This window comes from Lacinutrix sp. Bg11-31, from assembly GCF_002831665.1.
Taxonomy (GTDB): domain Bacteria; phylum Bacteroidota; class Bacteroidia; order Flavobacteriales; family Flavobacteriaceae; genus Lacinutrix.
In genome coordinates, this window is the sequence record NZ_CP025118.1 from 851,834 (window position 1) to 875,736 (window position 23,903).

Here is a 23,903-nt window from a genome sequence, read left to right on the forward strand (position 1 = left end):
AAAAAAGAATAAAGTTCTACTTATGTAGGAATAGAGAAATATGACAGAAGACCAAAACGACGATTTAGAAAACTTAACTAACGAAGAAAACCAAGAACCACAAGAAACCATTACCAGAATTACTGGAATGTATAAAGAGTGGTTTCTTGATTATGCTTCGTATGTAATTTTAGAACGTGCAGTGCCAGCTATTGAGGATGGTTTTAAGCCTGTGCAACGTCGTATCATGCATTCTATGAAGGATCTTGACGATGGTCGTTACAACAAAGTAGCAAACATTGTAGGTCACACCATGCAGTATCATCCACATGGAGATGCGAGTATTGCAGATGCTATGGTTCAAATTGGCCAAAAAGATTTACTAATAGATACACAAGGAAACTGGGGAAATATATTAACAGGAGATAGAGCAGCAGCTTCACGTTATATTGAAGCACGAATTTCTAAATTTGGATTAGATGTTGTTTTTAATCCTAAAATTACAGAGTGGCAGCAGAGTTACGATGGTAGACGTAAAGAGCCTACCAATTTACCTGTAATGTTTCCGTTATTATTAGCGCAAGGAGGAGAAGGAATTGCAGTAGGTTTATCGACTAAAATATTACCACACAATTTTATTGAATTGATTGACGCTTCAATAAAACATTTACAAGGCAAGCGTTTTACTATTCTTCCAGATTTCCCAACGGCTGGTGTTGCAGATTTTTCAAATTATAATGATGGTTTAAGAGGCGGAAAAGTACGTGTTCGTGCTAAGATTTCTCAAACCGATAAAAACACGTTGGTAATTACCGAAATTCCTTTTGGTACCACAACATCATCACTTATCGATTCTATATTAAAAGCCAATGATAAAGGAAAGATTAAGATTAAAAAGATTGAAGACAATACAGCTGCTAACGTAGAAATATTAATTCAATTACCATCTGGTTTATCACCAGATAAAACTATAGATGCCTTATTTGCTTTCACAAGTTGTGAAAGTTCAATTTCACCTTTAGGTTGTGTTATTGAAGATAACAAGCCGTTATTTGTTGGTGTTACCGAAATGCTTCGTAGAAGTACAGATAACACAGTCCAACTCTTAAAACAAGAACTTGAAATTAAATTAGGAGAGTTTGAAGAGCAATGGCATTTTGCAAGTTTAGAACGTATTTTTATAGAAAATAGAATCTATCGTGATATTGAAGAAGAAGAAACTTGGGATGGTGTAATTACTGCTATCGATAAAGGGCTTCAGCCACATATAAAACATTTAAAACGCGCAATAACTGTAGAAGATATTACACGTTTAACTGAAATTCGAATCAAGCGTATTTCAAAATTCGATATTGACAAAGCACAACAAAAAATTGATGCTTTAGAAGAGCAAATAGCAGAGGTAAAGCATCATCTTGCAAATCTTATAGATTATGCAATTGCATACTTTACTAGGTTAAAAAAGGAATATGGAGAAGGTAGAGAGCGTAAAACGGAAATCCGTACGTTTGGAGATGTAGATGCTACCAAAGTTATTATTAGAAACACGAAACTTTACGTTAATAGAGAAGAAGGTTTTATTGGTACTTCTTTGCGTAAAGATGAGTATGTTGGTGATTGTAGTGATATTGATGATATTATTGCATTTACAGGAGACGGAAAAATGATGGTTACTAAAGTGGATTCTAAAACCTTTATTGGTAAAGATATTATTCACGTCGCAATATTTAAAAAGAAAGACAAGCGTACTATTTATAACCTAATTTATCGAGATGGAAGTAAAGGTGCGTCTTATATAAAGCGTTTTGCAGTTACCTCAATTACTAGAGATAAGGAATACGATTTAACAAATGGAACAAAAAGTTCTAAATTATGGTATTTCTCTGCAAACCCTAATGGAGAAGCAGAAGTTATTTCGATTTCTCTGCGTCAAGTTGGTAGTGTGAAAAAATTAAAATGGGATGTCGATTTTACAGATATTTTAATTAAAGGCCGTGCTTCAAAAGGTAATGTGGTTACTAAATATCCAATTAAATCTATAGAATTAAAGGAGAAAGGAATTTCAACATTAAAACCACGTAAAATATGGTTCGATGATACTGTGCAACGTTTAAATGTTGATGGTAGAGGAGAATTAGTAGGTGAATTTAAAGGCGAAGATATGCTGTTAACTATCAACCAAAAAGGTATGGTAAAAACAGTAACTCCAGAAGTGACGCTTCATTTTGATGATGATATGATTGTTATGGAAAAGTGGATTCCGAAGAAACCAATTTCGGCTATTTATTTCGATGGCGAAAAAGAGAAATATTACGTTAAGCGTTTTGTAATTGAACATGAAGGCAGAGAAGAGAGTTTTATTACAGAGCACGAAAAGTCGCAATTAGAAATTGTATCTACAGATTGGAAACCTATGGCAGAAATTGTATTTGCCAAAGAAAGAGGTAAAGATAGAAGAGAAGACGAAGCGGTTAATATTGAAGACTTTATTTCGGTTAAAGGAATTACTGCTTTAGGAAACCAATTAACGAAATATAAGGTAAACCAGGTTAATTTGTTAGAGTCTTTGCCATACGAAGCTCCGGAGGAAATTCCTGTTGAAGAAATTAACGTTGTTGATGCCGTTGTGGTAGAGGATACTTTGCCAATAGATGTTCCTGTTGTTGACATTGAAAAGCCTACAAGAGAATTTAAAAACAAAGAAGACAAAGCTAAAAAGGCTTTAGAAAGGGCTATACAAAAGAAAAAAGATGATCAAGAAGAAAAGGATCAAACTTCATTGTTTTAAAATGTAACATTTTCCAAGTTTTGTTGTCTTATATAATAAGTCAATCAAACCAATCAATCAATGAAAACTAAAACCAAAAAGCGACTATTAATAGTAGTAGCAATTATTACTGCATTATTTTTTTACGGATGCTATAATTTCGAAAAAGACAAACAAGAGCTAATTCGTATAAAAACATTAGCTTTAAATGCAGATTCCAAAACAATATTTAACGAATTAAAAAAACCTAATAATTTCACTAATCCTATAGTAAGTTTAGTTTATAATAAATGGAAAGGTGAAATGTATTCTAGATTTATAGATAAAGACGAAGTTTTTAAAAACACGTCTGATAATACAATGGTTAACGGTCTTTCAAAAATTTATCGTAATTATTATGCAGACGAGTTTTTAAAAGAAAACTTAAAAGATAGAAGTAGTGAAAAACTATATAAAAAATTAGGCAATTATCTCAATACTAATAAATTAACGACACATCCTAAAGACAGTTTAAGCGATCCTGATTTTATTATAGATGAAATTGCAAGTTTGCTAAGAAAAGATGATTTTGAATATAGGTTTCTTGCTAGAAATGGTATTGATGAATTGCTTATTTGGAATGATATTACTAAAAAGGAATACACTGTGGTTTTACCAAAAGACACTATAAACACTACTGTTGTTTTTATTAATAGTTTTCATTTAGAAGATTTCGATAACTTTGTAACTTATGGCTCATCAAACGTTGGTGGTTGGGCAATAGAGGAAAAGGCAACATTGTATTGTAATAAGACAGCCTATGCTTTAGGTACAGAAGAATTTAATATTTCTTATTTAAAACACGAAACATTACATTTTACAGACCTAAATGATTATCCAAATTTAAGTACTGCGGACTTAGAATATAGAGCTAAACTTGTTGAGCTTATGTATTTAACAGAAGAAACGATGTACAGCAAATTGTTTGAGTTTTTAAACAGTGCTTCTAATAAAGATAGAAACTATTCTCATAATTATGCTAACTACATATTAATTGGTGATTTATCTAAAACAATTTTTAATTCGGAATATGAAAACGATTTTGATAAATGGAAAGCAGTTAAAGTTGAAGCTATTAATAACGTAGCCAAAGAGCTTTATTATTCAAGCAATGCTAAATTAGCTGAAAGCACAGAGGTTAAAGAAATTATTTAAAGCTACTAAGCACGCTATATAAATAGGAAGAAAGAAGACAATTAAAATAGTTTTAATTGTCTTCTTTCGTTTTACTAACTTTCTGATTCAAAAACTCTACCAATAAAGAAAAGGCAATTGCAAAATATAAATAGCCTTTAGGTATTGCTCCAACAGTGTTTCCAAAAAATTCTGTATGAGATAAGTGGGCAGCTTCTGTAAGAAGCATAAAGCCAATTAATATTAAAAACGATAAGCCTAATATTTGAATACTTGGGTTTTCGTCTATAAAGCGTCTAATCTTGTTTGCAAAGCCAATCATTATTGCAATGGAGATAACCACAGCAATTATCATTAAAATTAAGTTATGGTCTTGGTTGTCGGATAACCCGTTAGTCATTCCAACAGCAGTTAAAATAGAATCAATAGAAAAAATAAAATCAATAATTAGTATTTGTACAATAGCTTGCTGAAAAGACTTTATCACTTTTCCTTTTACTTCGTTTTCATCATGTTTTGGTGTTTCTACTTTTTCTCTTATTTCTGAAGTAGATTTATAAATTAAAAATAAACCACCACAAAACAGTATCAATGCTTGCCAGCTAATTTCAAGGTGAAACCAGTTCGTTTCAATTATTTTAAAAGGTTTAGATAAGCCAACTAAAAACGATACAAAAAATAGTAAAATTATACGTTGTACCATCGCAAACAGTAATCCTATGTTTGTTACTTTTCCACGTTGCTCTTCTGGTAGTTTATTTGCAGCAATAGAAATAAATACAATATTATCTATACCAAGAATAATTTCAAGAAAGGTTAAAGTTAATAAAGCAAAAATAGCATCTGAAGTTAGAAGAAAGTCAAGCATATATTTAGTCTTTAATTAATTTAGTTTTTGTAACAGTGCCTTTTTGCTTTTCAGATTTTCCAACATAAGAATATTCAAAAGTATAACCAGAATCTGTAGTGCTTAGAATTTTTAAATGAATATCATTTTTATCAGCCATACGTTTTGGGTTGATGGTTTTAAATACCACTTCGCAATCGTTAATCCATCTTACTTCGGATGAATCTATTTTATTATCGTAAGTTTCTATTTGGAGCTTTTCTGTCCTTAATATGTGTCCCGTTTTTTCGACGCCATTATCATTGTAATTAAATTCAAAAGAACCTGTTTTATAATCAGTACAATTTCGTTCTGGTTGTTGGCAACTAACAATAAGAATAAATAGGAAGAGTAAGTGTTTCATTTTAATAATTTGCTTTTAACAAAATTACAAAATGAATAGATTAAAAAAGGGCTTTTTTTTGATTCTCTTAGAATCGCGTATTTAAATTTTTCCGAAGCTTTGTTTGTAATTCGTGAAATTCTAAAAAAACAAAAAATATTTATATAAAATCGTAAAACGATAGATTTTTACTATAATTGAGTTTGTTGTTTTTAATCTGTATGATTTTGAAAATAAAATTAGAGTGAAGAAAAAAAAGGTTTCTATTAGAAAAGTGGAATTTGGTTTTTAAGAAAATTATGTGTTATAAAAAAATAATTCTTAATTCTCAAAATTTGAGAAACTACCATCTTTGTAGAAAATAATAATGCGATCAATTTCTTTTTTAGAATTTGAAGTAATTTGTTTTACTTCAGAAATTTCAGTTGGATTTTTTTTAGTTTGAGATTCTGAAAATAAATCTTCATTTTCAGGTTTTGGTTTTTGTTCTACTTTTTGTTCTTCATTTTTATCAGAAGGAAAATTTCCTTTTCCATTCATCAACCAATACAATTCTACTTCCGGAAAAGAGGAGAGTACTTTTAATACAAATTCCAAACTTGGTTTATTTCTACCAGAAAGTATATGCGAAATACTTGAGCGTTGCACACTAATTTTTTCGGCAAAAGAAGACGCGCTTTCACCATAGTAATCTATAACTTTTTTAAGTCTTTTAGTAAATTCTTCGTTGTTTATCATTGTTGTACAAATGTAAACAATATAAAAGAAACAGAGTGTTTACATTTGTGTATTTAACAGTGTAATTATAATTTTAGGCATATTAATACGAGTGTATTTTTTAAATAATTACTTTAACATTAACAATTTAAATCTCTGAAATTGAAATATTTATTATTTAAAACAAAAACAGAAGTATGATTTTGTTAAAATGGATACCAACTGCATGTGATTTTTTAAACTATTGGTTACACTTGTAAATTACATTTGTAACAATCATTGGTTACAAATGTAAAACAGATATTGTTTACATTTGTAACATAAACAAAACCTATATGCAAGAGAAAGCGTTAAAGACTATATTTAATACACATAAAGAGAAGGCTCTTTTTGGGCGATATATTCACACAAAACATATAACTCCTCTTTTAGAGAAGCATGCTAATAGTTTTAAAATTACCGTTATTGGACAGTCGGTTTTAGAAGAAAATATTTATTCTATAACTATAGGGACTGGTAAAAAAAAGATATTAATGTGGTCTCAAATGCATGGAAACGAATCGACGACCACTAAGGCTATTTTCGATTTACTTAACTTTTTTCTGGAAAACAGTCTTGCTAAATCTATTTTAAAAGCTTGTACGATAGTAGTAATTCCTATTTTAAATCCAGATGGAGCAAAAGCATACACGCGATTAAATGCTAATGCAGTCGATTTAAATAGAGATGCACAAACTCTAACACAACCAGAAAGTAAGGTGTTAAAAAGTGTCTTTAATAGCTTTAAACCGCATTATTGCTTCAATTTACATGGTCAGCGAACTATATTTAGTGTAGGGAAAACTAATAATTCGGCAAGCTTGTCTTTTTTATCACCTGCTCAAGATAAAGACTGTACAATTACTGATAATAGAAAGGTGGCTATGTCTATTATAGTTAAAATGAATGCAATGCTGCAAAAGGAGATTCCAAACCAAGTTGGAACATACGATGATGCCTTTAATGTTAACTGCGTTGGAGACGCTTTCCAGAGCTTAAATGTGCCTACTGTTTTGTTTGAAGCTGGCCATTGTGCTAACGATTATGATAGAGAAGAGGTAAGGCGCTATGTTTTTCAGTCTTATATAGTTGCTTTAAAAACGATTACAGAAGAAGTTATTGATTTAGAGGACTATCAAGATTATATATCAATTCCGCAAAACAAAAAGCTGTTTTTTGATGTAATAATAAAAGATGCAATTCATGATAATAAACGATTAGACATCGCTATTCAGTATCAAGAAAGATTAATAGGTGAAAAATTACATTTCATTCCAAAAATAGAAAAAACAGGTAATCTTAGTCCTTTTTTTGCACATAACCATTTGAATGCTAGTGATAATGTGGTGTTAGACGTTAAAAGTAATCCTCTAACAATAGGTAGCGAAAACGATTTCGTGATTATAAATAATGTAAAATTTTCATTAAAATTTGATTAATCTGTATTTTTGATGAAGATAATTCAGTAAAAATGTATTATTTTTGATTTTTATTTAAGAAAACAGACGAAATGGCAAAATTTAAATTAGACGAAATAGATCACCAAATTCTTGATATGTTGATCGATAATACAAGAGTTCCTTTTACAGATATCGCAAAAAAACTATTAATATCTGCAGGAACTGTTCATGTTAGAGTAAAGAAAATGGAGGACGCTGGAATTATTAAAGGTTCTTCACTTACATTAGATTATAAAAAACTAGGATATTCATTTATAGCCTACGTTGGTGTTTTTCTTAAAAACACATCGGAAACAACATTTGTTTTAGAGCGTATTAACGAAATTCCTTTTGTTACTGTAGCTCACGTTACTACAGGGAAGTTTAATGTTTTTTGTAAAATTAGAGCAAGAAATACTGAGCACGCTAAAGATGTGATTTTTACGCTTGATGCAATCGAAGGTGTTTATAGAACAGAAACAATGATTTCTCTAGAAGAGAGTATAAACGATAAAAAACGTTTAATGCACGATATTTTTAATTCTTTATAGAAACAAAACTATTATATATTAAAGTCCTTTGGCTATCTTGCTGGAGGACTTTTTTTATGAATAAAATTTTAAAAAAATGAAAGCAGCAGATTTAAATAAAAGTGAGTATTTACCATATTTTCAACCGTATATCAATAAAATTAGCGATTTAATACTTTTGGAAGGTTTGGAAGCTGGGTTAAAAAAAACGACTAGTTTCTTAAAGTCTATTCCTGTAGAGAAGTTAGAGTACCGTTATGAGGCTAATAAATGGACTATTAAAGAGGTAGTAAGCCACTTAATAGACTCTGAACGTATTTTTGCTTACAGAGCATTGCGTTTTGCGAGAAAAGACAAAACTCCTGTTGCTGGTTTTGATGAAAACGACTATGCTTTAGAAAGTGCTGCGAATAATAGAGCTATAGAAGATTTATTAGAAGAATATACCTTGGTAAGGCAAGCTTCAATAGCGCTTTATAAAACGTTTGGTAGTGATAGTGAAATATTAAAAAGAACTGGTATTGCAGGAGGAGGAGAGGTTTCTGTTCGTGCATTAGGGTTTTTAATTGCTGGGCACGAAAAGCACCATTGCGATATAATAAGAGAGCGTTATTTGTAAATTTCTGCTATTCTTCTTCCTCGTTACTAAAGGATTCTTTAATTAAAATGTGTCCTTCGTCGTTTAAGACTAAATCGTCTGTGTCTCCAAAATTTGCCATAGTGTAATGTAGCTTACTGCTTATTTTTACTAGGTAAATAATGTCTTCTGTTTTTACTTCTACAGCTTCAATGGTTTCATTTCTATGGTTGTCGAAAATAAGAATATCATCGTCTCCATAGCCATCAGGATACTTTTGAGTAAGTAATGTTAGTACTTCTGGTGTTAACTTTTTGTAATCTACAATAACTCTACGCATAACAATAAAGGTTTAAGTTAGAGGCTTCATTTAGTTTAGAACGTGGTTGTTAGTTATAAAATTACAAATTTTTATTCACAAATCATATTATGATTTGTAAAATTTAAAAGCTTCTAGTATGGCTTCATTTTCTACTGTGCAATCTGTTTTTGGTTTACCTATAGCTTCTAATAAGACAAAGTTAATATTGCCATGTTCGTTTTTTTTATCGTATTTTAATAGCTCGATAATAGGTGAATAGTCTGCCTCGTTAATTTCAACATGACCATAAACAGCTTTAATGACGCTCTTAATGGAGTTACTTTTTTCTTCGGAAAAACCACAGTATTTAACCGAAAGATAATTAGCTAATATAATCCCAATAGCAACAGCTTCGCCATGTAACAAGCGTTCTTTACCGTCATTGTCCATGTAATAAGACTCTATAGCGTGACCTAAGGTGTGACCATAATTTAAAGTCTTACGCAAGCCTTGCTCTGTTGGATCTTGTTCAACTATTGTTTTCTTTATTATAATTGACTCGTATATTAAGTTGTCTAAATCATCTATTGTAGATTGAGATAAATCCTTAAGTTTGTTCCAATATTTTTCATCGTAAATTAAGCCGTGTTTTAACATTTCGGCCAAGCCAGATCGCATTTCTAATTGTGGTAGTGTCTCTAAATACGAAGTGTCAATAATAATTAGTTCCGGAGTATTAATAACACCAATTTGGTTTTTTAAGGTACCTAAGTCTATTCCTGTTTTACCGCCAATAGAGGCGTCAACCATTGCTAATAATGATGTCGGGATGTTTATAAAATCGATACCTCGTTTAAAAGTTGAGGCTACAAAACCACCCAAATCTGTAACAACTCCGCCACCAATATTAATAATAAGACTTTTTCTATCTGCACCATATTCAGACAAGGCTTCCCAAAGTCCTAAACAAATGTCAAGGTTTTTAGACTCCTCTCCTGGATCAATTTCTAAAATGTCGTAAGCAATATCTGTATCAATATTTGCTAGAAAAAAGGGCACGCAATCTATATTAGTATTAGTATCGCATAAAATAAAAACTTTAGAATAATTTGAAGCTTTTAAATGTTGATTTAGTGCCTTGTAGCCTTCGCTATTAAAATGAATAGTATAATCTTGAGTTGTAATCGTTGTCATTAAAAGTGTTTTAATATGATGTAAAAATAAGAAGTTTTTAAAGAAATATGACTTAGTTAATTTATATTTGTGTAAATAATTTTTCTTAAAAATGATATCAAAAAATATCTTCGATAATACAGAAGTTGCTTTCTCTTTAAAAAGTGATTCGCAATTAGAACGCGCTTATTTTTTATTTAAAATGATTGCTAACGAACCATTGGTTCGTATTGGTACAGCAGCAACAAGATTTGCTTTAAACGCTAAGTTGCCAGTAGAAGGTTTAATTAGAGCCACTGTTTTCGATCATTTTTGTGGAGGTGTAAGTGAGGAAGATTGCTTACCAGCTATAGATAAAATGTTTACTGTAGGTGTATGTTCTGTTTTAGATTATTCGGTTGAAGGTAAAGCATCAGAAAATCAATTTGATGATGCAACTGCGCGTTTAGCAAAAATTATTGAGTTTTCAGATAAAAAAGAAGCGATGCCAATTGTTGTTTTTAAGCCAACTGGTTTAGGTCGTTTTGCTTTATTTCAGAAAAAAGGAGAAGGAAAAGAGTTTACTACCGAAGAAAATGAAGAGTGGAATAGAATTGTTGGACGTTTCAAGACGCTTTGTGGTTTAGCAAAATCTAAAGATGTTGAAGTGTTAATTGATGGCGAAGAAAGTTGGATGCAAGATGCTGCAGATGATTTAATCGAGGAAATGATGGAGCTTTATAATAAAGATGTGCCTATTGTTTACAATACAATACAAACCTATCGTTGGGATAGGTTCGCTTATTTAAAAGACTCTCATAAGCGAGCTAAAGAAAAAGGGTATAAACTTGGTTTTAAGATTGTTCGTGGTGCTTATATGGAAAAAGAGCGCGAAAGAGCTAAAGAAAATGGATACGATTCTCCAATTTGTGCAGACAAGAAAACTACAGATGATAATTTTAATAATTGCCAACGCTATATTTTAGATAATCTTGAAGATATTTCTATATTTATTGGTACTCATAATGAAGAAAGTACTTATATGGCTTTAGAGTTAATGGAAACCTTAAGTATTGCAAAAGAAGACAACCGTGTGTGGTTTGGCCAATTATATGGCATGAGTGATCATATTAGTTTCAATCTTGCTAAAAGCGGCTATAATGTAGCAAAATACTTGCCTTTTGGACCTGTAAAAGATGTGATGCCTTACTTAATTCGTCGAGCTGAAGAGAATACATCTGTTGCTGGACAAACAAGTAGAGAACTAGGTTTGCTAAAAAAAGAGCGTAAGCGTAGAAAAAATTAATCTAAAAATTCAACAGAATATATAGTTGCGGTTTTTTCGCAATTTTCTACTAAAACACCTGTATCTAAACCATCGATGTTGCCTTCAACAAAATAAATACCACATGGTTTTTTTCTTGTATCGCTTTTAGAGAAGTTAATATCGCCTTTAAATAAGATATAGTTAATTTTAGTAGTGTCTATCTTTTTCGAAGACATAAATACTGTAGCTTTTTCAGAATAAACTAATGGTTTGTTTCTAATGTTTTTTAAAACTCTTGCATCTGGACCATAATCACAAGATGCTTTCTTTCCGTTTAAAAAAAAGGCTAAAAGCACTAGACCTATAGCAAAACCTCCAAAATAATAACCAAATCTTTTAAGTAAACTCATCTAAAAATTTCTTTGTGTTATTCTGAAGCTGTTTCAGGATAACATTAATTTCAACAAAATTCGTGAATAAAACTGGTTTAAAATAGAGAAAAACCTAATAAAATGGAATTTAAAAAATAAGGAGATTTATGTCATTATAACTCATGTCAAACCATTCGCCAACAGCACGATTGGTTAAAATACCATGATAGAAGTAGAGTCCGTTTTTAAGCCCATGATCCATTCTTAGTGAATGTTCTAAGCCGCCATCCTCTCCAATTTTAAGTAGATAAGGTGTAAAAATATTACTTATAGAAGCAGACGCTGTTCGCGAATAACGAGCAGGAATATTAGGAACACAATAATGTATTACACCATGTTTTTCGAATACTGGGTGCTTGTGCGTTGTAACGTCGCTAGTTTCAAAACAGCCACCCATATCTATACTTACATCGATAATAACAGCTCCTTTTTTCATTTGCTCAACCATATCTTCCGTAACAATTATAGGTGAACGATCTTTACCTCGAACGGCTCCAATAACTACATCACAGCGTTTTAATGCTTTTTTTAGATATTTAGGTTGAATGGTAGACGTGTAAAGTGTTCTGCCTAAGTTAGTTTGTACGCAACGTAGTTTGGTTATAGAATTATCGAAAATCTTCACATTTGCACCTAAGCCAATAGCACTTCTGGCAGCAAATTCTCCAACGGTCCCAGCACCAAGAATAACAACTTCTATTGGCGGAACACCACTAATGTTTCCAAACATTAATCCGTTTCCATTGGTTGTATTGCTTAATAATTCTGACGCAATTAAAACTGAAGCGGTTCCAGCAATCTCACTTAATGCACGAACAGCTGGGTAAGCACCATCTTCATCTCGAATAAACTCGAAAGCTAATGCAGTAATACGTTTGTTGGCTAAAGTTTCGAAATACTTTTTAGATTGTGTTTTTATCTGTAAAGCAGAAATTAATATGGTTTTTGGTTTTATTAATTTCAATTCCTCCAGAGTGGGAGGTTCTACTTTTAATAACATTGGGCAAGCATATACCTTTGCAACATCACTGGTTATCTCTGCTCCATTTTCGCTGTAATCTTTATCGCTAAATTTTGAACCTTTTCCTGCGCCAGATTCTACAAGCACGCGATGGCCGTTATTTACAATAGCTGAAACAGCATCTGGTGTTAGACAAACACGCTTTTCTTGAAAAGCGGTTTCCTTTGGTATGCCAATAAATAGTGAGCTTTTTTGCTTTGAAATTTCTAAAGTTTCCTCTTGTGGTAAGAGTTGCGCCTTAGAAAATGGAGTAATGGGTTTTGCCATGTGTTGCTATTCGTTATTTTCAAAGATTTAAATTACGAATAAATAGTAAATTAACAAGTGTTTTATGTGGTATTAATGAAATATGACTAAAAAAACTGTTTTATTTTTCCCCAAAGTGTATTTGGTTTAAATGTTAATTCGTCTTCAAGTTCTTGTGTGGTTTTATCAACTGTATTTAACTTATTAAAAATTCTAGCTCTAACTAAATATATCGAAGGGATAATTATTGCCATCACAGGAATTAAGTATTTGAATTGATAATTATCTACATATGTTAAATCATCATTAAGAACATTTCCTAATTGAAACATATACATGGTGATAGGAATCAATAAAACATGATGCCACCAATGACGACAAGTAAAAAACCAAATAAAAAGTAAAAATAAAGGAAAAGCTTTTCCCATTATTGTCCACCACGCAGTTAAGGCGCTTTCATAGTAATTACTATTATACGTAAATAAAAAGTTATCCCAAATTTTAGTATCTGGGATAACCTCATATGAATAAAATATATATGGAGATACTGCGAGTATAGTAGCTACAATACTTCCTAATAAAAAATTCTTATTATTCTTGAGAAGGTCTTTTGATTTTACACCTTTCAATTCCTGTTTCTGTTTGGTCATTTAAGTCAATAATGTTTGTCGCGTTTGCGGTGAACAATACACCTCCGAAAATAGCTAATGCTATTAAATACTTTTTACTTTGCATAATTTATAGGGATTTAGATTAATTAATTACTCAAATCTAAATAAATCTCTACTTGTATTTCGCGGCAAATGTTAAAATTTTGTTAAAAACAACGTTTTAAGCTTTTTTGGTTACTGTAAAAACCGTAATCGAGTCAAAAATACACTTTTTAGTGAGATAAAAAAACGTTATAATTTTAATTTTAAGTCATTTTTAGTATCCTAGACGTGTCATTTTTCACGCTAATTGTAATACAATTATACGTTTCAATTAAATCTTTAGCTAGTTCTGGCCATTCTATAAACAGATAAGCACCGGAATTTAAATACTCTTCAATACCAAAATCGTAAAGTTCACTTTCATCTTCTACACGATAGAGATCGAAATGATATATAGTTTCATTTTTAGACTGGTATTCGTTTACTAAAGAAAAAGTTGGACTACTAACAGTGTCATTACAACCTAAAATTTTAACTAAGGCTTTTATTAGAGTGGTTTTGCCAGCTCCCATTTCGGCTTTAAAAAGAAAATACTTTGTGGTTGCATGTTTTAAAACTTGTTTAGCAACATTGTCTATATCTTTTAAGGTGTATTCTATTTCTAGCATGTTGCAAAATTAAAGCTAAATCTCAAAAAACTAAAATTAAAGCGTTATAAAAAAAAAATAGAAATTAAAAACAACAACAAGTTCTTTACCGTTAGAAGTGATATAGAAAAAGAATGTGGTAATCTATCTAAATTGAAATTAGATAGATTACCACAGTTACTCCTTATTTATATAAGTATTTGTTATTACTTTGGATCTAATACTACAAAAGGAATAATCATTTCTTCTAAAGAAACACCTCCATGTTGGTATGTATTTCTATAATAACTCACATAATGATTGTAATTATTAGGGTATGCAAAAAACAAATCACTTTTAGCAAATATAAAAGAGCTATTCATCGACATAGAAGGTAAGTGTATCGATTTTGGGTCTTTAGCAGCCAATACATCTTTATTTTCATAACTTAAACTGCGTCCTGTTTTATAACGTAAGTTTAAACTAGTATCACGATCTCCAACTACTTTAGAAGGGTTTTTTACATTAATAGTACCATGATCTGTAGTAATAATTAATTTAAAGCCCATTTGTTGTGCTTGTTGAATCATTTCTAAAAGCGGAGAGTTTTTAAACCAACTTTGTGTTAAAGAACGATACGCTTTATCGTTAGAGGCTAATTCTTTAACAACATCCATTTCTGTTTTAGAGTGCGAGAGCATGTCTACAAAGTTGTAAACTACAACAGTTAAATCGTTGTCTTTAGTGCCCTTAAAGTTGTCTGCTAATTTTTTGCCATTCTTTAAATTAGTTATCTTGTAATACTCATGCTTATAATTAGACAAGCCTAAACGTTTCATTTGTGCTTCAAGAAAATCGTTTTCATGCATGTTTTTACCACCTTCATCTATATCATTTTTCCAAAATTCAGGATGTAATTTTTCCATATCACTAGGCATGAGTCCAGAAAAAATTGCATTTCTAGCATATTGGGTAGCTGTAGGTAAGATGCTAAAAAATGCACTTTCGCTTTTCTTTTTGTAATGATTAGTTACAAAAGGTTCGAAAGCTTTCCATTGGTCGTAACGTAAATTATCTACAACTACTAAAAGTGTAGGCTGTTCTTTGCTTAATTCTGGAACTATTTTATCTTTAAATAAATTATAAGATAGAGTAGGTGCATCTACATTAGGCTCAAACCAAGTTGGGTAATTTTTGTCAATAAATTTTCCAAATAACACGTTAGCTTCATTTTTTTGCGACTCTAAGATCTCGAACATGCCAGTATCTTCAATATCTTCCAATTGCATTTCCCAGTAAATAAGTTTTTGGTAAAGTGCAACCCATTCTTCATAAGTGTTTACCATTGCCATATCCATAGCAATTTTTCTAAACTCTTGTTGGTAATTAGAGGTTGTTTTTTCTGAAATTAATCGCGAATGATCCAAATTTTTCTTTAAACTAAGTAAAATCTGATTTGGGTTTACTGGTTTTATAAGGTAATCTGCAATTTTATTACCAATCGCGTCTTCCATTATATATTCCTCCTCACTTTTGGTAATCATAACCACAGGAAGTGTGTCTTGTTTCTCTTTTATTTCGTTAAGCGTCTCTAAACCTGTTAAACCAGGCATGTTTTCGTCTAAAAATACAATATCAAACTTTTCGTCATCTAAAATTTCAAGCGCTTCTGTACCGCTATTACATTTGGTAACAATGTAGTTTCTTTGCTCTAAAAAGATAATATGTGGTTTTAGTAAATCGATTTCATCGTCAACCCAAAGTATTTTTATTTTATCCATGTATATTTGTTTATCTAAATCAGTAAAAAAATCATCAGCTTGCAGAAAAGTAACAAACTTAAAATATTAAACGACCCAATTTACGGTTTTATTACAATCCCTAATTCGTTAATTTTCGATTTAATCGAACATCGTTATTTCCAGAGGCTTCGTCGCATCACTCAAATGGGAATGAGTTATCTTGTTTATCCAGGAGCTCATCATACACGTTTTCAACACGCTATAGGTTGCATGCATTTAATGCAGAAAGCTGTGCAAGTGTTACGTTTTAAAGGTGTTAAGATTTCTGAAGAAGAAAAAAACGCGCTATATATAGCTATTTTATTACACGATATTGGTCATGGACCATTCTCTCACGCTATGGAACATAGCATTGTAAACGGTGTTTCTCACGAGCATATTTCTATGCTTTTTATGGAGAAATTGAATGCGGAATTTAACAACGATTTAACGTTGGCAATACAAATATTTAAAGGAGAATATCCACGTCAGTTTATGTGCGAGCTTATTTCTAGTCAAATAGATATGGATAGAGCAGATTATTTAAAGCGCGATAGTTTTTACACAGGAGTTGCTGAAGGTAACATTAATAGCGAGCGTTTAATTACGATGCTTAATGTTAAGGACGATAAATTAGTTGTTGAAGATAAAGGAATTTATAGCATAGAAAAGTTCTTGGTTGCTAGGCGTTTAATGTATTGGCAAGTGTATTTACATAAAACAAGCTTAACTGCAGAGCAGCTGTTAATTAGAGTACTAAAACGAGCTAAAGAGTTGTCAAAAAAAGGCGAGAAATTACCTGCTAGCAAACCACTTCAATATTTTTTAAATAAAGAAATAACCCTTGATAATTTTAATACCGAAAGCCTTGAAACGTTTTCTAAATTAGATGATTATGATATTGTTTCAGCAATGAAAGAGTGGCAATATCATGATGATTTTGTGTTGAAGAACCTCTGCCAGATGATAATTAACAGGGATTTACTGAAAGTTAAAATCAAGAAAAATGAGATTAAAGAATCGTTATTAATTCAGCATAAAAATGAATTAATTGAAAAGCATTCAATTTCTGAAGCAGAAGCGGACTATTTTGTATTCACAGGGAAAATATCGAATCAAGCCTATACACGTAAAAAACAAGGTATAAATATTTTACACAAAAACGGAAAGATAGAAGATATAGTAAAAGCAAGCGACCAATTAAATCTTAAAGCGCTCGCGAAACCTGTAACTAAATATTATATCTGTTATCCTAAAAACTAGTTTGTAGTCTTTTTTTTGCTACAACATTCTAAACAATCTTAATAAGTGCTAAAAACACCTTTTAAGCCAAGCCAACAACAATACATCAAACAACTTAACAACTTTCCACAATATATGATACATTTTTTCTATTTTTGCGAGAGATGAAATTTACAGCAGAACAAATAGCTGGTATTTTAGAAGGTGACATTGTTGGTAATCCACAAGTAGAAGTTTCTAAATTATCAAAAATAGAAGAAGGTGTCGAAGGCGCATTAACATTTTTGGCTAATCCCAAATACACTCCTTATATATATAGTACAAAAGCATCAATTGCAATTGTAAATAAAGATTTCGAGCCAGAGCAAGAAATTACAACAACCTTAATTAAAGTTGACGATGCTTATAAATCGTTTTCAAAACTATTAGAATACTACAATCAAGTTAAACTTAATAAGTTTGGAATTGAGCAGCCATCTTTTATATCAGACTCTGCAACAGTAGGAGGTGATATTTACGTTGGAGCATTTTCTTACATCGGGAATAATGTAATTATTGGAGATAATGTTAAAATTTTTCCAGGATGTTATATTGGAGACAATGTAACTATTGGTAATGATACAGTACTGTTTGCTGGAGCAAAAATTTATTCGGAATGCATTATCGGTAAAAACTGTGTAATTAATTCAGGAGTAATAATTGGAGCAGACGGTTTTGGTTTTGCACCAAATGAAGCAGGAGAATATGATAAAGTACCACAAATAGGAAATGTAATCCTAGAAGATTTTGTAGATGTTGGAGCTGCTACCACAATAGATAGAGCAACATTAGGTTCTACAATTATTAGAAAAGGTGTTAAATTAGACAATCAAATTCAGATTGCGCATAATGTTGAAATTGGCAAAAACACAGTAATTGCTGCACAAACAGGTATTGCAGGCTCGACTAAAATTGGTGAAAATTGCCAAATTGGAGGTCAGGTAGGTTTTGCTGGACATTTAGTAATTGGAAATAATGTAAAAATACAAGCGCAGTCTGGAGTAGGAAAGAATATTAAGGATGACGAGATTTTGCAAGGCTCACCAGCTTTTGGTTATGGAGACTGGAATAAATCTTATGTTTACTTTAAAAACTTACCTAAACTAGTAAAAACTATAAACGAATTAGAAAAAAAAGGAAATGGCAATAATTAATTCGGAAATTAAACAGAAAACAATTGGCAGTGAAGTCTCTTTAACTGGTGTAGGATTACATACAGGAAAAAGTGTGTCTTTAACTTTTAAACCTGCTCCAGCAAATTCTGGATTCGCTTTTAAACGAATAGATCTTGAAGGCAGTCCAATTATAGAGGCAGATGCTAACTATGTTACCAACACACAGCGAGGTACTTGTTTAGAAAAAAATGGTGTAACCATACAAACATGTGAGCATGTTTTAGCAGCATTTGTAGGTCTAGATATAGATAACGCAATTATAGAATTAGATAACTCTGAACCTCCAATTATGGATGGTTCTTCAAAATTCTTTGTAGAAGCCATCGAAAAATCTGGAATTGTAGAGTTAGAGGCTTTTAGGGAAGAATATGTTGTAAAAGATGTAATTTCTTATGTAGATGAAGAATCTGGTAGTGAAATATTAGTAATGCCAGCAAAAGAATACCAAATAACTACTATGGTAGATTTTGGGACTAAAGTTTTAGGAACTCAAAATGCTACGCTTAATCGTTTATCAGATTTCAAAAAAGATATTGCAGATTCTCGTACATTTAGTTTTTTACATGAATTAGAGTCGCTTTTAGAACATGGTTTAATTAAAGGAGGAGATTTAAACAATGCTATTGTTTATGTAGACAAAGAATTGTCGCCAGAAACAATGAAAAAACTGCAAATTGCTTTTAATAAGGATGCTATCGCTGTAAACGCTAATGGTATACTTGATAATTTAACTTTACACCACCCTAACGAAGCTGCAAGACATAAGTTGCTAGATGTAATTGGAGATTTAGCGTTAATTGGTACACGAATTCGTGGTAAGGTGATTGCTAATAAACCAGGGCACTTTGTGAATACGCAGTTTGCAAAGAAAATGTCTAAATTAATTAAAAACGAAAGACGTAATAATGTTCCTGTGGTAGATTTAAATCAAACACCACTAATGGACGTTAATCAAATAATGGATATGTTGCCACATAGGCAGCCTTTTTTACTAATTGATAAGGTTTTTGAGCTAACAAGTAGTAAGGTTATTGGTATGAAGAATGTGACCATGAACGAAGAGTTCTTTAAAGGTCATTTTCCAGGTTCACCAGTAATGCCAGGCGTTTTAATTGTAGAAGCGATGGCGCAAACAGGAGGTATTTTAGTTTTAAGTACTGTTCCGGATCCAGAAAATTACTTAACATTCTTCATGAAAATGGATAAAGTAAAGTTTAAACAAAAAGTAGTTCCTGGAGATACATTAATTTTTAAATGTGAACTAATAACACCTATTAGAAGAGGTATTTGCCACATGCAAGGCTACGCCTATGCAAATGGGAAACTATGTGCAGAAGCCGAATTAATGGCACAAATATCTAAAATTAAGTAATTTTATAAAAAAAGGAACAAAGTAAATACTTTGTAATTTTTTAAGAAGAAACCTTTAATATCAAATACATTTTTTACAGCTTAAAATAATTTCACAAAAATGAACCAACCATTAGCATACGTACATCCAGGAGCAAAAATCGCAAAGAACGTGGTTATTGAGCCTTTTACAACTATATACAACAACGTTACCATTGGAGAAGGAACTTGGATTGGAAGTAATGTTACCATTATGGAAGGTGCTCGTATAGGTAAAAACTGTAGTATATTTCCTGGTTCTGTAATCTCTGCAGTACCACAAGATTTAAAGTATGATGATGAAGATACTTTAACTATTATTGGTAATAATGTAACTATAAGAGAATGTGTTACTATAAATAGAGGTACAACTGATAGAATGAAAACGATTATCGGAGATGACTGTTTAATAATGGCGTATTGCCATATTGCACATGATTGTATTGTTGGTAATAATTGTATTTTTTCTAACAACAGTACGCTCGCAGGACATGTTACTATTGGAGATTATGTTATATTGGCAGGAATGACTGCAGTACACCAGTTTTGTTCTGTAGGAAACCATGCATTTGTAACTGGTGGATCTTTAGTAAGAAAAGATGTGCCACCTTTTGTAAAAGCAGGTAGAGAACCTTTATCTTACGTTGGTATTAATTCTGTAGGATTAAGGCGTAGAGGTTATGCAACAGAGAAAATTAGAGAGATCCAAGATATTTATAGAATATTATATCAAAAAAATTATAACAATACCCAAGCTGCAAGTATTTTAGAAGCAGAAATGGAAGCAACGACAGAGCGTGACGAAATTCTTCAATTTATTAAGAATTCTCATCGTGGAATTATGAAAGGTTACTTCAAATCAAATTAATTCTTTTGTATAAGAGAGCTTAAATAATAAAAAAAAGAGAAAAATCTTGTCGTTTTAGTTCAGGCTAAAACTGTAAGTAATAATCAACTCAACAACAAACAACTTAATAACAAACAATAAAATGGCTACTACTTCAGATATAAGAAACGGATTATGTATTAAATACAATAATGATATTTATAAAATTATTGAGTTCTTACACGTAAAGCCAGGAAAAGGTCCTGCTTTTGTTCGTACTAAAATGAAAAGTGTTACCAACGGAAAAGTATTAGATAATACATTTTCTGCAGGACATAAGTTAGAAGATGTTCGTGTAGAGACTCATAAATTTCAGTATTTATATAATGATGGCGAATTTTATCATTTTATGAATGAATCAGATTATACTCAAATAAGGCTTTTAGAATCTGCTTTAGATAATCCTGGATTAATGAAGGAAGGAGAGGTCGTGACTATTCAAATTAATACGGAAGACAATATGCCTTTGTCGGTAGAATTACCTGCAACAGTTATATTAGAGATTACAGCTACAGAGCCAGGAGTAAAAGGGAATACGGCAACTAATGCAACAAAGCCTGCAACTGTTGAAACTGGAGCAGAAGTAAACGTCCCTTTATTTATAAATGAAGGTGATAAAATTAAGGTTGAAACTGCAAAAGGAACGTATAAAGAACGTGTAAAAGAATAAATTTATACACTAAACAATTTCCATTTAACAATTGTAAAGAACGTTGTTAAATGAAAATTGTTAAATGATAATTGAAAAATGAAATTCCCAAATCCATATACCTTAAAACAAGTTGCTCAAATAATTGATTGTGATTACGTTGGAGCAGATAATTTTCAGGTTTTAGGAATGAATGAAATTCACGTAGTAGAACCTGGAGATATTGTTTTTGTAGATCATCCAAAGTATTACGATAAAGCATTACAATCTGCTGCTACTATTGTTTTAATTAACAAAGACGTAGATTGTCCAGAAGGAAAAGCATTATTAATAAGTGAGGATCCTTTTCGTGATTTCAATAAATTAACGCATCATTTTAAACCTTTTCAAGCCGCTACAAGTAGTATATCAGCTTCAGCTAAAATAGGAGAGCATACAGTAATACAGCCTAATTGTTTTATTGGTAACAATGTAACAATTGGAGATAATTGTATTATTCATGCAAATGTTACTATTTATGACGATTCAGTTATTGGTAATAATGTGACGATACATTCTGGAACTATTTTAGGAGCAAGTGCTTTCTATTATAAAAACAGACCAGAAGGTTTCGATCCATTAGTTTCTGGAGGCCGCGTTGTTATAGAAGATAACGTAGATATTGGTGCTTTATGTACTATAGATAAAGGAGTAACAGGAGATACAACTATTGGTGCTGGTTCAAAATTGGATAATCAAATACAGGTTGGACATGATACTGTTATTGGGAAAAAATGCCTTATTGCATCGCAAGTAGGGATTGCTGGTTGTTGTATTATTGAAGACGAGGTAACAATTTGGGGACAGGTAGGTACAAATAGTGGAATTACTATTGGTAAAAAAGCTGTTATTCTTGGCCAAACAGGAGTTACAAAGTCTGTTGCTGGTGGAAAAAGTTATTTTGGCACTCCAGTTGAAGAGGCTCGAGTTAAATTAAAGGAACTAGCTTATGTTAAGCAAATTCCTAATATTATAGATCAACTAAAAAACAAATAATATGTCAACTAAAGCATTGGTAAAAGCCTTTTATGAATCGGATATTGCAAATGATGCAGATGTGGTTTCAAAATTCTTTCATAAAGAGTGTATAATGCATTGGAATAGTAGTCATGGCTTTATGATTTTAAAATATAATGATATTGTTGATTTTTTTGAAGGTACGCGTAAATCATACAGCTCAATAAGATTTCAAATTAGTCACCTCTTAGAAGATAATGGATTTGTAACTAGCAGGCATACATTATATGGTCAAACTATAGAAGACCCAGATAATGAGACACCTATGGCTCATTATATATCTATTTGGGAAGTGAAAGATGGTAAATTATTTCGTTGCCATGAAATTAGCCAACAAGCAGATGGAAAAACTTTAGATTCAAATTCATTTTTAGAAATAAAAAATTAAAATAGATTAAAAAAATAGCTATCAAAAACTTACTTTTGTAGCAGATAAATAAAAACAACTCCATTTTTGTTTCCCTTTGGGAAATGTCTGAAAAGACAATGGGACAAAAAACATACAAATGAGCGTTTTAGTAAACAAAGATTCAAAAATTATAGTTCAAGGATTTACTGGTAGTGAAGGAACATTTCATGCTGGACAAATGATTGAGTACGGAACAAATGTTGTTGGTGGTGTAACTCCAGGAAAAGGAGGTCAAACACACTTAGATAGACCTGTTTTTAATACAGTTGAAGAAGCTGTTGTAAAAGTAGGAGCAGACACAACAATTATTTTTGTGCCACCTGCTTTTGCTGCAGATGCTATTATGGAAGCTGCAGATGCAGGAATTAAAGTAATTATTTGTATTACTGAAGGTATTCCTGTTGCAGATATGATTGTAGCATCAGATTACATCAAAGGAAAAGACTGTAGATTAATTGGACCAAACTGTCCAGGAGTTATTACTCCAGGTGAAGCTAAAGTTGGTATTATGCCAGGTTTTGTTTTTAAAAAAGGTACTGTTGGTATTGTTTCTAAATCAGGAACATTAACGTACGAAGCTGCTGACCAGGTTGTAAAACAAGGTTTAGGTATTACTACTGCAATTGGTATTGGTGGAGATCCAATTATTGGAACAACAACTAAAGAAGCTGTTGAGTTATTAATAAACGATCCAGAAACGGAGTGTGTAGTAATGATTGGTGAAATTGGTGGTCAATTAGAAGCAGATGCTGCTAATTGGTATAAAGCTAGTGGATCTAAAAAGCCAGTTATTGGTTTTATTGCTGGAGAAACTGCGCCTGCAGGTCGTACTATGGGACATGCTGGAGCAATTGTTGGAGGAAGTGATGATACTGCTCAAGCTAAAAAAGCAATTATGAGAACATGTGGAATTCACGTAGTAGATTCTCCTGCAGAAATAGGTAAAAAAGTAAAAGAAGTTTTAGGATAAAATTTTAATATTTATATAGTATAACCTCACAATTATTAATTAATTGTGAGGTTTTTTATTATGAAGAAGATAGTAATTACTATATTTGAAATACAAAAATTAATACTCCGTAAACCATCGGAAATAGAATTAAACCAATTTTTTATATGAAACGAGCATG

General features: G+C 31.5%; 24 protein-coding genes. 14 read left to right on the plus strand and 10 right to left on the minus strand.

What is annotated here, in order from left to right; all coding sequences use genetic code 11:
- Nucleotides 1–40 precede the first annotated feature (40 nt).
- A complete protein-coding gene (locus CW733_RS03950) occupies nucleotides 41–2,767 on the plus strand; it encodes a DNA gyrase/topoisomerase IV subunit A (protein ID WP_100995904.1) in 2,727 nt (908 codons plus the stop codon).
- A gap of 60 nt (nucleotides 2,768–2,827) precedes the next feature.
- The gene (locus tag CW733_RS03955; RefSeq protein ID WP_100995906.1) at nucleotides 2,828–3,940 is read left to right on the plus strand and encodes a hypothetical protein; all 1,113 of its coding nucleotides are present in this window, start codon (nucleotides 2,828–2,830) and stop codon (nucleotides 3,938–3,940) included.
- Between the two features lie 52 nt (nucleotides 3,941–3,992).
- On the opposite strand, the gene CW733_RS03960 is transcribed toward CW733_RS03955, so the two are convergent.
- The 3 genes from CW733_RS03960 to CW733_RS03970 all read right to left on the minus strand — a co-directional run bounded on the left by CW733_RS03960 (nucleotide 3,993) and on the right by CW733_RS03970 (nucleotide 5,886).
- On the minus strand, nucleotides 3,993–4,787 hold the full coding sequence (locus CW733_RS03960) for a TerC family protein (RefSeq protein WP_100995908.1): 795 nt from the start codon (nucleotides 4,785–4,787) through the stop codon (nucleotides 3,993–3,995).
- 4 nt (nucleotides 4,788–4,791) lie between these two features.
- Nucleotides 4,792–5,169, minus strand: coding sequence for a DNA topoisomerase IV (locus CW733_RS03965; protein ID WP_100995910.1), 378 nt, complete (start codon nucleotides 5,167–5,169; stop codon nucleotides 4,792–4,794).
- A 300-nt stretch (nucleotides 5,170–5,469) separates the two neighbouring features.
- Nucleotides 5,470–5,886, minus strand: coding sequence for a helix-turn-helix transcriptional regulator (locus CW733_RS03970; RefSeq protein ID WP_100995912.1), 417 nt, complete (start codon nucleotides 5,884–5,886; stop codon nucleotides 5,470–5,472).
- A gap of 314 nt (nucleotides 5,887–6,200) precedes the next feature.
- On the opposite strand from CW733_RS03970, the gene CW733_RS03975 reads away from it, so the two are divergent.
- The 3 genes from CW733_RS03975 to CW733_RS03985 all read left to right on the plus strand — a co-directional run bounded on the left by CW733_RS03975 (nucleotide 6,201) and on the right by CW733_RS03985 (nucleotide 8,492).
- Complete coding sequence (locus CW733_RS03975; protein ID WP_100995914.1) at nucleotides 6,201–7,343, plus strand: M14 family zinc carboxypeptidase; 1,143 nt, start codon at nucleotides 6,201–6,203, stop codon at nucleotides 7,341–7,343.
- Nucleotides 7,344–7,414: 71 nt separating this feature from the next.
- Complete coding sequence (locus CW733_RS03980; protein ID WP_100995916.1) at nucleotides 7,415–7,894, plus strand: Lrp/AsnC family transcriptional regulator; 480 nt, start codon at nucleotides 7,415–7,417, stop codon at nucleotides 7,892–7,894.
- Between the two features lie 76 nt (nucleotides 7,895–7,970).
- A complete protein-coding gene (locus CW733_RS03985) occupies nucleotides 7,971–8,492 on the plus strand; it encodes a DinB family protein (protein ID WP_100995918.1) in 522 nt (173 codons plus the stop codon).
- A gap of 7 nt (nucleotides 8,493–8,499) precedes the next feature.
- On the opposite strand, the gene CW733_RS03990 is transcribed toward CW733_RS03985, so the two are convergent.
- Both CW733_RS03990 and aroB read right to left on the minus strand, forming a co-directional pair.
- Nucleotides 8,500–8,790: a hypothetical protein gene (locus tag CW733_RS03990; RefSeq protein ID WP_100995920.1), complete on the minus strand. Its 291-nt coding sequence runs from the start codon at nucleotides 8,788–8,790 to the stop codon at nucleotides 8,500–8,502.
- Between the two features lie 87 nt (nucleotides 8,791–8,877).
- On the minus strand, nucleotides 8,878–9,945 hold the full coding sequence (gene aroB, locus CW733_RS03995) for a 3-dehydroquinate synthase (RefSeq protein WP_100995922.1): 1,068 nt from the start codon (nucleotides 9,943–9,945) through the stop codon (nucleotides 8,878–8,880).
- A 91-nt stretch (nucleotides 9,946–10,036) separates the two neighbouring features.
- Here aroB and CW733_RS04000 point away from each other — a divergent pair, with 91 nt between their 5' ends.
- Nucleotides 10,037–11,209 (plus strand): proline dehydrogenase family protein, encoded by a 1,173-nt coding sequence (locus CW733_RS04000; RefSeq protein WP_100995924.1) that lies wholly within the window; start codon nucleotides 10,037–10,039, stop codon nucleotides 11,207–11,209.
- On the opposite strand, the gene CW733_RS04005 is transcribed toward CW733_RS04000, so the two are convergent.
- The 5 genes from CW733_RS04005 to CW733_RS04025 all read right to left on the minus strand — a co-directional run bounded on the left by CW733_RS04005 (nucleotide 11,206) and on the right by CW733_RS04025 (nucleotide 15,928).
- Entirely contained in the window at nucleotides 11,206–11,580 is a 375-nt protein-coding gene (locus CW733_RS04005; RefSeq protein WP_100995926.1) for a DUF4258 domain-containing protein, read from the minus strand. The two genes, CW733_RS04000 and CW733_RS04005, sit on opposite strands and share 4 nt — an antisense overlap.
- A gap of 109 nt (nucleotides 11,581–11,689) precedes the next feature.
- Complete coding sequence (locus tag CW733_RS04010; RefSeq protein WP_100995928.1) at nucleotides 11,690–12,889, minus strand: alanine dehydrogenase; 1,200 nt, start codon at nucleotides 12,887–12,889, stop codon at nucleotides 11,690–11,692.
- A gap of 86 nt (nucleotides 12,890–12,975) precedes the next feature.
- A complete protein-coding gene (locus CW733_RS04015; RefSeq protein WP_100995930.1) occupies nucleotides 12,976–13,518 on the minus strand; it encodes a hypothetical protein in 543 nt (180 codons plus the stop codon).
- 266 nt (nucleotides 13,519–13,784) lie between these two features.
- Nucleotides 13,785–14,189, minus strand: a complete 405-nt coding sequence (gene tsaE, locus CW733_RS04020) for a tRNA (adenosine(37)-N6)-threonylcarbamoyltransferase complex ATPase subunit type 1 TsaE (protein ID WP_100995932.1) — start codon at nucleotides 14,187–14,189, stop codon at nucleotides 13,785–13,787.
- Nucleotides 14,190–14,374: 185 nt separating this feature from the next.
- Complete coding sequence (locus CW733_RS04025) at nucleotides 14,375–15,928, minus strand: bifunctional response regulator/alkaline phosphatase family protein (RefSeq protein WP_100995934.1); 1,554 nt, start codon at nucleotides 15,926–15,928, stop codon at nucleotides 14,375–14,377.
- Between the two features lie 39 nt (nucleotides 15,929–15,967).
- Between CW733_RS04025 and CW733_RS04030 the strand changes: the two genes are divergently transcribed.
- From CW733_RS04030 to sucD, 8 genes are all read left to right on the plus strand, one after another.
- A complete protein-coding gene (locus CW733_RS04030; RefSeq protein ID WP_100995936.1) occupies nucleotides 15,968–17,191 on the plus strand; it encodes an HD domain-containing protein in 1,224 nt (407 codons plus the stop codon).
- 143 nt (nucleotides 17,192–17,334) lie between these two features.
- Nucleotides 17,335–18,363, plus strand: a complete 1,029-nt coding sequence (gene lpxD / locus CW733_RS04035; RefSeq protein WP_100995938.1) for a UDP-3-O-(3-hydroxymyristoyl)glucosamine N-acyltransferase — start codon at nucleotides 17,335–17,337, stop codon at nucleotides 18,361–18,363.
- Nucleotides 18,350–19,756, plus strand: a complete 1,407-nt coding sequence (locus tag CW733_RS04040) for a bifunctional UDP-3-O-[3-hydroxymyristoyl] N-acetylglucosamine deacetylase/3-hydroxyacyl-ACP dehydratase (protein WP_100995940.1) — start codon at nucleotides 18,350–18,352, stop codon at nucleotides 19,754–19,756. The genes lpxD and CW733_RS04040 overlap by 14 nt, the downstream gene beginning before the upstream one ends.
- A 99-nt stretch (nucleotides 19,757–19,855) precedes the next feature.
- Complete coding sequence (gene lpxA, locus CW733_RS04045; protein WP_100995942.1) at nucleotides 19,856–20,641, plus strand: acyl-ACP--UDP-N-acetylglucosamine O-acyltransferase; 786 nt, start codon at nucleotides 19,856–19,858, stop codon at nucleotides 20,639–20,641.
- A 121-nt stretch (nucleotides 20,642–20,762) separates the two neighbouring features.
- A complete protein-coding gene (gene efp / locus CW733_RS04050) occupies nucleotides 20,763–21,329 on the plus strand; it encodes an elongation factor P (RefSeq protein WP_100995944.1) in 567 nt (188 codons plus the stop codon).
- A gap of 78 nt (nucleotides 21,330–21,407) precedes the next feature.
- Nucleotides 21,408–22,343, plus strand: a complete 936-nt coding sequence (locus CW733_RS04055; protein ID WP_100995946.1) for a UDP-3-O-(3-hydroxymyristoyl)glucosamine N-acyltransferase — start codon at nucleotides 21,408–21,410, stop codon at nucleotides 22,341–22,343.
- 1 nt (nucleotide 22,344) lies between these two features.
- Nucleotides 22,345–22,752: a nuclear transport factor 2 family protein gene (locus tag CW733_RS04060; protein ID WP_100995948.1), complete on the plus strand. Its 408-nt coding sequence runs from the start codon at nucleotides 22,345–22,347 to the stop codon at nucleotides 22,750–22,752.
- A 118-nt stretch (nucleotides 22,753–22,870) separates the two neighbouring features.
- Complete coding sequence (gene sucD / locus CW733_RS04065) at nucleotides 22,871–23,743, plus strand: succinate--CoA ligase subunit alpha (protein WP_100995950.1); 873 nt, start codon at nucleotides 22,871–22,873, stop codon at nucleotides 23,741–23,743.
- Nucleotides 23,744–23,903 lie beyond the last annotated feature (160 nt).